13 protein-coding genes are annotated in these 11,354 nt (G+C 58.1%); all 13 read left to right on the forward strand.

Translation table 11 applies throughout. The features are described from left to right. Window positions 1-13: 13 nt before the first annotated feature. The 13 genes from ACK6BI_RS16575 (at window position 14) to ACK6BI_RS16635 (ending at window position 11,352) form a co-directional block, all read left to right on the forward strand. Complete coding sequence (locus ACK6BI_RS16575; protein WP_065260124.1) at window positions 14-811, forward strand: ParA family protein; 798 nt, start codon at window positions 14-16, stop codon at window positions 809-811. Window positions 812-820: 9 nt separating this feature from the next. Next, window positions 821-1,693, forward strand: a complete 873-nt coding sequence (locus ACK6BI_RS16580) for a ParB/RepB/Spo0J family partition protein (RefSeq protein WP_065260123.1) — start codon at window positions 821-823, stop codon at window positions 1,691-1,693. A 148-nt stretch (window positions 1,694-1,841) separates the two neighbouring features. Then, window positions 1,842-2,249: a F0F1 ATP synthase subunit I gene (locus ACK6BI_RS16585; RefSeq protein ID WP_003229783.1), complete on the forward strand. Its 408-nt coding sequence runs from the start codon at window positions 1,842-1,844 to the stop codon at window positions 2,247-2,249. 16 nt (window positions 2,250-2,265) lie between these two features. Next, window positions 2,266-3,135: a F0F1 ATP synthase subunit A gene (gene atpB / locus ACK6BI_RS16590; protein WP_260521629.1), complete on the forward strand. Its 870-nt coding sequence runs from the start codon at window positions 2,266-2,268 to the stop codon at window positions 3,133-3,135. Window positions 3,136-3,268: 133 nt separating this feature from the next. Continuing rightward, window positions 3,269-3,526 carry a F0F1 ATP synthase subunit C gene (gene atpE, locus ACK6BI_RS16595; protein ID WP_003097235.1) on the forward strand — a complete coding sequence of 86 codons (258 nt, stop codon included), beginning with the start codon at window positions 3,269-3,271 and terminating at the stop codon, window positions 3,524-3,526. Between the two features lie 58 nt (window positions 3,527-3,584). Then, on the forward strand, window positions 3,585-4,055 hold the full coding sequence (locus tag ACK6BI_RS16600; RefSeq protein ID WP_409317896.1) for a F0F1 ATP synthase subunit B: 471 nt from the start codon (window positions 3,585-3,587) through the stop codon (window positions 4,053-4,055). Window positions 4,056-4,067: 12 nt separating this feature from the next. Next, complete coding sequence (locus tag ACK6BI_RS16605; protein WP_260521628.1) at window positions 4,068-4,604, forward strand: F0F1 ATP synthase subunit delta; 537 nt, start codon at window positions 4,068-4,070, stop codon at window positions 4,602-4,604. A gap of 21 nt (window positions 4,605-4,625) precedes the next feature. Continuing rightward, entirely contained in the window at window positions 4,626-6,170 is a 1,545-nt protein-coding gene (gene atpA / locus ACK6BI_RS16610; RefSeq protein ID WP_409317897.1) for a F0F1 ATP synthase subunit alpha, read from the forward strand. A 50-nt stretch (window positions 6,171-6,220) separates the two neighbouring features. Continuing rightward, window positions 6,221-7,081, forward strand: a complete 861-nt coding sequence (gene atpG, locus ACK6BI_RS16615) for a F0F1 ATP synthase subunit gamma (RefSeq protein WP_065260118.1) — start codon at window positions 6,221-6,223, stop codon at window positions 7,079-7,081. 27 nt (window positions 7,082-7,108) lie between these two features. After that, window positions 7,109-8,485: a F0F1 ATP synthase subunit beta gene (atpD, locus tag ACK6BI_RS16620; RefSeq protein ID WP_065260117.1), complete on the forward strand. Its 1,377-nt coding sequence runs from the start codon at window positions 7,109-7,111 to the stop codon at window positions 8,483-8,485. A 45-nt stretch (window positions 8,486-8,530) separates the two neighbouring features. Then, window positions 8,531-8,956, forward strand: a complete 426-nt coding sequence (locus ACK6BI_RS16625; RefSeq protein WP_007954164.1) for a F0F1 ATP synthase subunit epsilon — start codon at window positions 8,531-8,533, stop codon at window positions 8,954-8,956. 119 nt (window positions 8,957-9,075) lie between these two features. Then, window positions 9,076-10,443, forward strand: a complete 1,368-nt coding sequence (glmU, locus tag ACK6BI_RS16630) for a bifunctional UDP-N-acetylglucosamine diphosphorylase/glucosamine-1-phosphate N-acetyltransferase GlmU (RefSeq protein WP_409317898.1) — start codon at window positions 9,076-9,078, stop codon at window positions 10,441-10,443. 132 nt (window positions 10,444-10,575) lie between these two features. Further along, entirely contained in the window at window positions 10,576-11,352 is a 777-nt protein-coding gene (locus ACK6BI_RS16635) for a DeoR/GlpR family DNA-binding transcription regulator (protein WP_409317899.1), read from the forward strand. The last annotated feature ends 2 nt before the right edge of the window (window positions 11,353-11,354 follow it).

The raw sequence follows: 11,354 nt of genomic DNA on the forward strand, positions 1-11,354 counted from the left end.
AACACAAGCAAGAATGGCTAAGGTATTCGCGATAGCGAACCAGAAGGGTGGCGTGGGCAAGACCACCACCTGCATCAACCTCGCAGCATCCCTGGTCGCGACCAAGCGCCGGGTGCTGTTGATCGATCTCGATCCACAGGGCAACGCCACCATGGGGAGCGGTGTGGATAAACATGGCCTGGAAAACTCGGTCTACGACCTGTTGATCGGCGAATGCGATCTGGCCCAGGCCATGCATTTCTCCGAACACGGCGGTTATCAACTGCTGCCGGCCAACCGTGACCTGACGGCGGCCGAAGTGGTGCTGCTGGAAATGCAGATGAAGGAAAGCCGCCTGCGCAGCGCGCTGGCGCCGGTCCGTGAAAATTACGATTACATTCTGATCGACTGCCCGCCATCGCTGTCGATGCTCACGCTGAACGCTTTGGTTGCCGCCGACGGGGTGATTATCCCCATGCAGTGTGAATACTTTGCGCTCGAAGGCTTGAGCGACCTTGTGGATAACATCAAGCGCATCGCCGAGCTGCTGAACCCGGACCTCAAGGTCGAAGGCCTGCTGCGGACCATGTACGACCCGCGCCTTAGCCTGATGAACGATGTATCGGCCCAACTCAAGGAACACTTCGGCGATCAGCTGTACGACACGGTGATCCCGCGCAATGTCCGCCTGGCCGAAGCACCGAGCTACGGCATGCCGGCGCTGGCCTACGACAAGCAATCGCGTGGTGCGCTGGCCTATCTGGCTCTGGCGGGCGAGATGGTTCGCCGTCAGCGCAAAAATTCACGCATCGCCGCTGCCCAGCCAACTTAAGGAATCCCCATGGCCGTCAAGAAACGAGGTCTCGGACGTGGACTGGATGCACTGCTGAGCGGTCCGACTGTCAGCGCCCTGGAAGAACAGGCTGCGCAGGCTGACAGCCGCGAGTTGCAACACCTGCCGCTGGATCTGCTGCAGCGGGGCAAGTATCAGCCGCGCCGGGACATGGATCCCCAGGCGCTGGAAGAGCTGGCGCAATCGATCAAGACTCAGGGCGTGATGCAACCGATCGTGGTTCGCCCGATCGGCGGTGGCCGTTTCGAAATCATCGCCGGTGAACGACGTTGGCGCGCGAGCCAGCAGGCCGGACAGGAAACCATTCCGGCCATGGTCCGTGATGTGCCGGATGAAACCGCGATCGCCATTGCGCTGATCGAAAACATCCAGCGCGAAGACCTGAACCCCATTGAGGAAGCTGTGGCTCTGCAGCGCTTGCAGCAGGAGTTCCAGCTCACCCAGCAACAGGTGGCCGAGGCTGTGGGCAAGTCTCGCGTCACAGTGGCCAACCTGCTGCGGCTCATCGCACTGCCGGAAGTCATCAAGACCATGCTGTCCCACGGCGATCTGGAAATGGGTCATGCCCGTGCGCTGCTCGGTCTGCCGGACAATCAGCAGGTGGAAGGGGCGCGACATGTTGTCGCACGCGGCCTCACCGTGCGCCAGACTGAAGCACTGGTTCGCCAGTGGCTGAGTGGCAAACCCGCGCCGGTCGAACCGGCAAAACCCGACCCGGATATCGCCCGGCTCGAACAACGTCTGGCCGAGCGCCTTGGCTCTGCGGTGCAGATCCGCCACGGCAAGAAGGGAAAGGGTCAACTGGTGATCGGTTACAACTCTCTCGACGAGCTTCAAGGTGTGCTTGCACACATCCGCTGAAACAATTGCTCTTGTAGCGCGCAGTCGGAAATCACTACCTGACAGTTGAATAGGGGCAGAACCGCCCCTATACTCTGCGCGCATTTTGTCGGCACAAATTATGCCAAGTTATTGAATTTCGGCAGCCGACCATTGGAGAGCAATCGTGATGGAAACCCGCAAGCCAAACCGCCTGCCCTTCCATCGCCTGGCGGTTTTTCCGGTGTTGATGGCTCAATTTGTCATTTTGCTCATTGCCGCTTTGGCGCTCTGGCAATGGCACGGAGTCGTTGCCGGATACTCGGGACTTTGCGGAGGCCTGATAGCCTTGCTGCCCAATGTTTATTTCGCTCACAAGGCATTTCGGTTTTCCGGCGCCCGAGCAGCCCAGTCCATCGTCCGGTCTTTCTATGCCGGCGAGGCAGGCAAACTGATTTTGACGGCAGTGCTGTTTGCACTGGTGTTTGCAGGTGTGAAGCCACTGGCGCCGATCGCTGTATTCGGCGCCTTCGTGCTGACTCAGTCGGTCAGCTGGTTCGCTCCCCTGCTGATGAGAACAAGACTTTCGAGACCTTAGGGCGTTTGAGGCAACCATGGCAGAAACAACCGCTTCGGGCTATATCCAGCACCACTTGCAGAACCTGACCTTCGGTCAGCTACCCAACGGCGGCTGGGGCTTTGCCCACACCGCAGCAGAAGCCAAGGAAATGGGTTTCTGGGCTTTCCACGTCGACACCCTCGGCTGGTCGGTCGCACTGGGTCTGATTTTCGTCTTTCTTTTCCGCATGGCGGCCAAGAAGGCGACTTCCGGTCAGCCAGGTGCACTGCAGAACTTCGTTGAAGTGCTGGTCGAATTCGTCGATGGCAGCGTGAAAGACAGCTTCCATGGCCGTAGCCCGGTGATCGCACCGCTGGCACTGACCATCTTCGTCTGGGTGTTCCTGATGAACGCCGTCGACCTGGTACCGGTCGACTGGATTCCTCAGCTGGCCATCCTGATCTCCGGCGACCACCACATCCCGTTCCGTGCCGTGTCGACTACCGACCCGAACGCGACCCTGGGCATGGCGTTCTCGGTTTTCGCACTGATTATTTTCTACAGCATCAAGGTCAAGGGCATCGGCGGCTTCATCGGCGAGCTGACCCTGCACCCGTTCGGCAGCAAGAACATCTTCGTTCAGGCGTTGCTGATCCCGGTGAACTTCCTGCTGGAATTCGTGACCCTGATCGCCAAACCGATCTCTCTGGCCCTGCGTCTTTTCGGCAACATGTATGCCGGCGAGCTGGTGTTCATCCTGATCGCTGTGATGTTCGGCAGCGGCCTGCTCTGGCTCAGCGGCCTGGGCGTTGCTCTGCAGTGGGCGTGGGCGGTGTTCCACATCCTGATCATCACCCTGCAGGCGTTCATCTTCATGATGCTGACCATCGTCTACCTGTCGATGGCGCACGAAGAAAACCATTAAGACAGGTCTCGGCCGGTCTGATGTCCCTCCCGGTCAAACGGGAGGGGGCTCCTCACGGGGCCTCCGAAACGATTTGTTTTACCGCTTTAATCTAAAAAACCTAAACCATACGACGTAAAAGTCGGGAGGAAAGATGGAAACTGTAGTTGGTCTAACCGCTATCGCTGTTGCACTGTTGATCGGCCTGGGCGCACTGGGTACCGCAATTGGTTTCGGCCTGCTGGGCGGCAAGTTCCTGGAAGGCGCAGCGCGTCAGCCGGAAATGGTTCCAATGCTGCAAGTTAAAATGTTCATCGTTGCCGGTCTGCTCGACGCCGTAACCATGATCGGTGTTGGTATCGCTCTGTTCTTCACCTTTGCGAACCCGTTCGTTGGTCAGATCGCTGGCTAATCATTCGGATCTTCCGATTGATTTGATGTGATGGACAACGTAACTGCGAGGTGTTGGCGTGAACATTAATGCGACCCTGATTGGCCAGTCCGTTGCGTTCCTGATTTTTGTACTGTTCTGCATGAAGTTCGTATGGCCTCCGGTCATCACGGCACTGCGCGAACGTCAAAAGAAGATCGCCGATGGTCTGGACGCTGCCAGCCGAGCAGCTCGCGACCTGGAGCTGGCCCAAGAGAAAGCGGGTCAGCAACTGCGCGAAGCGAAAGCTCAGGCAGCTGAAATCATCGAGCAAGCCAAGAAACGCGGTAACCAGATTGTTGACGAAGCCCGTGAACAGGCTCGCGTCGAAGCTGACCGTGTGAAGGCTCAGGCTCAGGCCGAGATCGAACAGGAACTGAACAGTGTCAAAGATGCGCTGCGCGCCCAAGTGGGTAGCCTGGCCGTTGGCGGTGCTTCGAAGATCCTGGGCAAGACAATCGATCAAAACGCGCACGCAGAGCTGGTTAACCAACTGGCTGCTGAAATCTAAGCGAGGGCGATCATGGCAGAACTGACCACGTTGGCCCGACCTTACGCTAAGGCGGCCTTCGAGCACGCTCAGGCCCACCAGCAACTGGCCAATTGGTCAGCCATGCTCGGCCTGGCAGCAGCGGTGTCGCAAGACGACACCATGCAGCGCGTGCTCAAGGCCCCGCGACTGACGAGCGCAGAAAAGGCCGCCACGTTCATTGACGTGTGCGGCGACAAGTTTGATGCCAAGGCACAAAATTTCATTCACGTCGTTGCCGAAAACGACCGTCTCCCGCTTCTGCCGGAGATCGCCGCTCTTTTCGACCTGTACAAGGCCGAACAAGAGAAATCGGTAGACGTTGAAGTGACCAGTGCTTTTGCATTGAACCAAGAACAGCAAGACAAACTCGCCAAGGTTCTCAGTGCACGACTCAGCCGGGAAGTGCGCCTGCAAGTTGCGGAAGATGCATCCCTCATCGGGGGTGTTGTCATTCGCGCCGGCGACCTGGTTATCGATGGCTCAGTTAGCGGCAAACTCGCGAAACTGGCCGAAGCATTGAAATCTTGAGTTTGAAGGGGCAGCAGAGCAATGCAGCAACTCAATCCTTCCGAAATTAGTGAAATTATCAAGGGTCGCATCGAGAAGCTCGATGTAACCTCCCAAGCCCGTAACGAAGGCACTGTCGTCAGCGTGTCTGACGGTATCGTGCGGATTCACGGTCTGGCCGACGTCATGTACGGCGAGATGATCGAGTTTCCGGGCGGCGTCTACGGTATGGCCCTCAACCTGGAGCAAGACTCCGTAGGTGCCGTTGTACTGGGCGCATACACCAGTCTGGCTGAAGGCATGAGCGCCAAGTGCACCGGCCGCATCCTCGAAGTTCCAGTTGGTAAGGAACTGCTGGGTCGCGTTGTCGACGCACTGGGTAACCCTGTTGACGGCAAAGGTCCACTGGGCAACACCGAGACCGACGCGGTCGAGAAAGTTGCACCGGGCGTGATCTGGCGTAAGTCGGTAGACCAGCCTGTACAGACTGGCTACAAAGCTGTCGATGCCATGATTCCTGTCGGCCGTGGCCAGCGTGAGCTGATCATCGGTGACCGTCAGATCGGCAAGACCGCTCTGGCGATCGACGCGATCATCAACCAGAAAGACAGTGGCATTTTCTGCGTATACGTAGCGGTCGGTCAGAAGCAGTCGACCATCGCCAACGTGGTTCGCAAGCTGGAAGAAAACGGTGCACTGGCCAACACCATCATCGTTGCCGCGAGCGCTTCGGAATCTGCAGCACTGCAGTTCCTGGCTCCGTACTCCGGTTGCACCATGGGTGAATTCTTCCGCGACCGCGGTGAAGACGCGCTGATCGTTTATGACGATCTGTCCAAGCAAGCAGTGGCTTACCGCCAGATTTCCCTGCTGCTGCGCCGTCCGCCAGGACGTGAAGCCTACCCAGGCGACGTGTTCTATCTCCACTCCCGTCTGCTGGAGCGCGCATCCCGCGTTTCGGAAGAGTACGTAGAGAAGTTCACCAACGGCGCAGTGACCGGCAAAACCGGTTCCCTGACCGCACTGCCGATCATCGAAACCCAGGCTGGCGACGTTTCCGCGTTCGTTCCGACCAACGTGATCTCCATCACCGACGGTCAGATCTTCCTGGAATCGGCCATGTTCAACTCGGGCATCCGCCCTGCAGTGAACGCCGGTGTTTCGGTATCCCGTGTGGGTGGTGCCGCTCAGACCAAGATCATCAAGAAGCTGTCCGGTGGTATCCGTACCGCTCTGGCCCAGTACCGTGAACTGGCGGCATTCGCCCAGTTCGCTTCTGACCTGGACGAAGCGACCCGCAAGCAACTTGAGCATGGTCAGCGCGTTACCGAGCTGATGAAGCAGAAGCAATACGCGCCAATGTCGATCGCCGACATGTCGCTGTCGCTGTATGCCGCTGAGCGTGGGTTCCTGACTGACATTGAAATCGCCAAAGTCGGCAGCTTCGAGCAAGCGCTGATTGCTTACTTCAACCGCGATCACGCCGATTTGATGGCCAAGATCAACGTGAAGGGTGACTTCAATGACGAAATCGACGCTGGCCTGAAAGCCGGTATCGAGAAGTTCAAGGCCACCCAAACCTGGTAAGCCGCAGCGGGAGCCGCAAGGCTCCCGCTTGCTAACCTGATAGGTGTTACATGGCAGGCGCAAAAGAGATTCGCAGTAAGATTGCGAGCATCAAAAGCACGCAAAAAATTACCAGCGCCATGGAAAAAGTGGCGGTCAGCAAAATGCGCAAGGCACAAATGCGCATGGCTGCTAGCCGCCCTTATGCGGAGCGTATCCGCCAGGTAATTGGGCATCTGGCCAACGCCAACCCGGAATACCGCCATCCGTTCATGATCGACCGCGCCGTCAAGCGCGTCGGCTATGTCGTGGTGAGCAGTGACCGTGGTCTGTGCGGCGGCTTGAACACCAACCTGTTCAAGGCCCTGGTCAAGGACATGGCGGTAAACCGCGAAAACGGCGTCGAGATCGATCTGTGTGTCGTTGGTAGCAAGGGTGCGGCCTTTTTCCGCAACTTCGGCGGTAACGTCGTTGCAGCTATCAGCCATCTGGGTGAAGAGCCGTCGATCAATGATCTGATCGGCAGCGTCAAGGTGATGCTGGATGCTTATCTGGACGGCCGTATCGACCGCCTGTCCGTGGTGTCCAACAAGTTCGTCAACACCATGACCCAGACGCCAACCGTGGAGCAGTTGATTCCACTGGTGGCGACCCCGGATCAAGAACTCAAGCACCACTGGGACTACCTCTACGAGCCGGACGCCAAAGAGCTGCTTGACGGCTTGATGGTGCGTTACGTGGAGTCGCAGGTGTACCAGGCGGTGGTCGAGAACAACGCGGCCGAACAAGCTGCGCGGATGATCGCGATGAAGAACGCTACCGACAACGCCGGTGATCTGATCAGCGACTTGCAGCTGATCTACAACAAGGCGCGTCAGGCTGCGATCACCCAAGAGATCTCGGAAATCGTCGGCGGCGCTGCCGCGGTTTAACGGTTCAAATATTCAGAGGATCCAGCTATGAGTAGCGGACGTATCGTTCAAATCATCGGCGCCGTTATCGACGTGGAATTTCCACGCGACAGCGTACCGAGCATCTACGACGCCTTGAAGGTTCAAGGCGCCGAAACCACTCTGGAAGTTCAGCAGCAGCTGGGCGACGGCGTGGTTCGTACCATTGCGATGGGCTCCACCGAGGGCCTGAAGCGCGGTCTGGACGTCAACAACACTGGCGCAGCCATCTCCGTACCGGTCGGTAAAGCGACCCTGGGCCGGATCATGGACGTACTGGGCAACCCGATCGACGAAGCCGGCCCGATCGGCGAAGAAGAGCGCTGGGGTATCCACCGCGCCGCTCCTTCCTTCGCTGAACAGGCAGGTGGCAACGACCTGCTCGAAACCGGCATCAAGGTTATCGACCTGGTCTGCCCGTTCGCCAAGGGCGGTAAAGTCGGTCTGTTCGGTGGTGCCGGTGTAGGCAAGACCGTAAACATGATGGAACTGATCCGTAACATCGCCATCGAGCACAGCGGTTATTCCGTGTTCGCCGGTGTGGGTGAGCGTACTCGTGAGGGTAACGACTTCTACCACGAGATGAAGGACTCCAACGTTCTCGACAAGGTAGCCCTGGTTTACGGTCAGATGAACGAGCCACCGGGAAACCGTCTGCGTGTAGCGCTGACCGGTCTGACCATGGCCGAGAAGTTCCGTGACGAAGGTAACGACGTTCTGCTGTTCGTCGACAACATCTATCGTTACACCCTGGCCGGTACCGAAGTATCCGCACTGCTGGGCCGTATGCCTTCGGCGGTAGGTTACCAGCCGACTCTGGCTGAAGAGATGGGCGTTCTGCAGGAACGTATCACTTCGACCAAGCAAGGTTCGATCACTTCGATCCAGGCCGTATACGTACCTGCGGACGACCTGACCGACCCGTCGCCGGCCACCACGTTTGCTCACCTGGACGCCACTGTCGTTCTGTCCCGTGACATCGCTTCCCTGGGTATCTACCCGGCGGTAGACCCACTGGACTCGACTTCGCGTCAGCTGGACCCGAACGTGATCGGCAACGAGCACTACGAGACCGCTCGTGGCGTTCAGTACGTGCTGCAGCGTTACAAAGAGCTGAAGGACATCATTGCGATCCTGGGTATGGACGAGCTGTCGGAAACCGACAAGCAGTTGGTAGCCCGTGCTCGTAAGATCCAGCGCTTCTTGTCGCAGCCGTTCTTCGTGGCTGAAGTCTTCACCGGTGCTTCGGGTAAATACGTTTCCCTGAAAGACACCATTGCTGGCTTCAAAGGCATCCTCAACGGTGACTACGACCACCTGCCAGAACAAGCGTTCTACATGGTTGGCGGCATCGAAGAAGCGATCGAGAAAGCCAAGAAACTGTAATCCAGGCGCCCGGCAACGGGCGCTAATTTAGGTTGAGGCAATCAGATGGCTATGACAGTCCATTGCGATATCGTCAGCGCGGAAGGGGAAATCTTCTCCGGTCTGGTCGAGATGGTGATTGCGCACGGTGCTCTGGGTGATCTTGGTATCGCTCTGGGCCACGCGCCGTTGATCACGAATCTCAAGCCGGGTCCGATCCGCCTGATCAAGCAAGGCGGGGAAGCCGAGGTGTTCTACATCTCCGGTGGTTTCCTCGAGGTTCAGCCGAACATGGTCAAGGTGCTTGCCGATACCGTGCAACGTGCCGCCGACCTGGATGAAGCTCAAGCCCAGGCAGCTCTCAAGGCTGCCGAGGCCGCTCTGCATGAGAAGAGCGCAGATTTCGACTACGGAGCTGCGTCCGCACGTCTGGCCGAGGCTGCAGCTCAGCTGCGCACCGTCCAGCAGATCCGCAAGAAGTTTGGCGGTTAATCCGTCAGCCACTTGTTGTGCGATTGATAAAAAAGGGTAGCCTCGGCTACCCTTTTTTCTTTTTCCGACTTTCAAAAAACCGGTCGCAATTGCTGACCACCCAGGATTGGTAGCCAGTCATGTCTCTTGAAATCGTTATCCTCGCGGCCGGTCAAGGCACCCGCATGCGTTCGGCGTTGCCAAAAGTGCTGCACCCGATCGCCGGCGACTCCATGCTAGGCCATGTTATCCACAGTGCGCGTCAACTCGATCCACAGCGCATTCACGTGGTCGTCGGCCATGGCGCCGATGTGGTGCGCGAGCGTCTGGCTGCCGATGATCTCAATTTTGTGCTGCAGGACAAGCAGTTGGGTACCGGCCACGCGACTGCTCAGGCCGTACCGTTCATTACATCCGACACGGTTCTGATTCTCTACGGTGACGTGCCGTTGATCGAGGTCGAAACCCTGCAACGTCTGCTCAAGCATGTCGTTCCAGGGCAAATGGGCTTGCTGACCGTTGAGCTGGAGGACCCGACCGGCTATGGCCGCATCGTGCGCGATGCCAGCGGAAAGGTAGCGGCAATCGTCGAGCACAAGGATGCCACTGAAGCGCAACGCATGATCACCGAAGGCAACACAGGCATTCTCGCGGTACCGGCCAGCCATCTGGCCGACTGGATGGGACGCCTGTCGAACAACAATGCCCAGGGCGAGTATTACCTGACTGACGTAATCGAAATGGCGGTCGGTGACGGCCTGGTGGTTGCCACGGAGCAACCCCACGATCCGATGGAAGTACAGGGCGCCAATGATCGCAAGCAACTGTCCGAGCTGGAGCGCCACTATCAGTGGCGTGCCGGTCGCCGCCTGATGGCGCAGGGCGTGACCCTGCGTGACCCGGCCCGGTTCGATGTACGTGGCGAAGTGACCGTCGGTCGCGACGTGCTGATTGACATCAACGTGATACTCGAAGGCAAGGTGGTCATTGAAGATGATGTGGTGATCGGCCCGAACTGCGTGATAAAGGACAGCACCCTGCGAAAAGGCGTGGTGATCAAGGCCAACAGTCATATTGAAGGCGCAGTGCTGGGTGAGGGCAGCGATGCCGGTCCGTTTGCCCGCCTGCGCCCGGGTTCCGTGCTGGAAGCTCGTGCTCATGTGGGTAACTTCGTCGAACTGAAAAACGCCCGTATGGGCGAGGGCGCCAAGGCCGGGCACCTGACTTATCTGGGCGACGCCGAGATCGGTGCCCGCTCCAACATCGGTGCCGGCACCATCACCTGCAACTACGATGGCGCCAACAAGTGGAAAACCGTGTTGGGCGAAGATGTGTTCATCGGTTCCAACAACTCGCTGGTGGCACCTGTGGATATCTCGTCCGGTGCGACCACTGCCGCCGGTTCGACCATCACTCAGAATGTGGATAACGCCCAGCTGGCCGTGGGTCGTGCGCGGCAGAGAAACATCGATGGCTGGAAGCGTCCTGAGAAGATCAGAAAGAGCTGAGTTATCCACAGCACTTCGATCCAGAGAATCGCTGCCCCAGGGCAGCGATTTTTTTCATCCCCCGGCTTGACGATTTTGCGTCGATCGGTTTTGATTGCTTCCGTTATCTTTCGAATCGAAACTTATCAGGCCATGTCGAAACGCAATACGCCCCAACGCCGCCACAACATTCTGGCCTTGCTCAATGAGCAGGGTGAAGTCAGTGTCGACGAACTCGCCAAGCGTTTCGAAACTTCGGAAGTTACGATTCGCAAGGATCTGGCTGCGTTGGAAAGCCATGGCCTGTTGCTGCGCCGTTACGGCGGAGCGATCACCATGCCTCAGGAACTGGTGGCCGATGTCGGTCAGAACGTTTCCAAATACAAACAGGCAATTGCCCGCGCTGCGGTCACCCGTATTCGTGAGCATGCCCGCATCATCATCGACAGCGGCAGCACCACGGCCGCGATGATCCCCGAACTCGGCCAGCAACCGGGGCTGGTGGTGATGACCAATTCCCTGCATGTCGCCAATGCTCTGAGCGAACTTGAACATGAACCTGTCCTGCTGATGACCGGCGGCACCTGGGATCCTCATTCGGAATCCTTCCAGGGCCAGGTCGCCGAGCAGGTACTACGCTCTTACGACTTCGATCAGTTGTTCATCGGTGCCGATGGCATCGATCTGGTGCGTGGCACCACCACGTTCAATGAACTGCTCGGCCTGAGCCGGGTGATGGCGGAAGTGGCGCGGGAAGTGATCGTGATGGTCGAGGCCGACAAGATCGGTCGCAAGATTCCAAACCTGGAGCTGCCGTGGAGCAGCGTCCATACCCTAATTACCGATGATCGCCTGCCGCAGGAGGCACGGGATCAGATTCAGGCTCGCGGTATCAATTTGATTTGCGCGACGGTCAGTCAGGAGAAATAAGC

The sequence above is a fragment of the Pseudomonas sp. KCJK9016 genome (genome assembly GCF_046231795.1).
GTDB lineage: Bacteria > Pseudomonadota > Gammaproteobacteria > Pseudomonadales > Pseudomonadaceae > Aquipseudomonas > Aquipseudomonas bananamidigenes.

Excerpts from the sequence above, each read along its gene's own strand:
- ACK6BI_RS16575 (WP_065260124.1), top strand. The coding sequence starts at position 14 with ATGGCTAAGGTATTCGCGATAGCGAACCAGAAGGGTGGCGTGGGCAAG.
- ACK6BI_RS16580 (WP_065260123.1), top strand. The coding sequence starts at position 821 with ATGGCCGTCAAGAAACGAGGTCTCGGACGTGGACTGGATGCACTGCTG.
- ACK6BI_RS16585 (WP_003229783.1), top strand. The coding sequence starts at position 1,842 with ATGGAAACCCGCAAGCCAAACCGCCTGCCCTTCCATCGCCTGGCGGTT.
- atpB (WP_260521629.1), top strand. The coding sequence starts at position 2,266 with ATGGCAGAAACAACCGCTTCGGGCTATATCCAGCACCACTTGCAGAAC.
- atpE (WP_003097235.1), top strand. The coding sequence starts at position 3,269 with ATGGAAACTGTAGTTGGTCTAACCGCTATCGCTGTTGCACTGTTGATC.
- ACK6BI_RS16605 (WP_260521628.1), top strand. The coding sequence starts at position 4,068 with ATGGCAGAACTGACCACGTTGGCCCGACCTTACGCTAAGGCGGCCTTC.
- atpA (WP_409317897.1), top strand. The coding sequence starts at position 4,626 with ATGCAGCAACTCAATCCTTCCGAAATTAGTGAAATTATCAAGGGTCGC.
- atpG (WP_065260118.1), top strand. The coding sequence starts at position 6,221 with ATGGCAGGCGCAAAAGAGATTCGCAGTAAGATTGCGAGCATCAAAAGC.
- atpD (WP_065260117.1), top strand. The coding sequence starts at position 7,109 with ATGAGTAGCGGACGTATCGTTCAAATCATCGGCGCCGTTATCGACGTG.
- ACK6BI_RS16625 (WP_007954164.1), top strand. The coding sequence starts at position 8,531 with ATGGCTATGACAGTCCATTGCGATATCGTCAGCGCGGAAGGGGAAATC.
- glmU (WP_409317898.1), top strand. The coding sequence starts at position 9,076 with ATGTCTCTTGAAATCGTTATCCTCGCGGCCGGTCAAGGCACCCGCATG.
- ACK6BI_RS16635 (WP_409317899.1), top strand. The coding sequence starts at position 10,576 with ATGTCGAAACGCAATACGCCCCAACGCCGCCACAACATTCTGGCCTTG.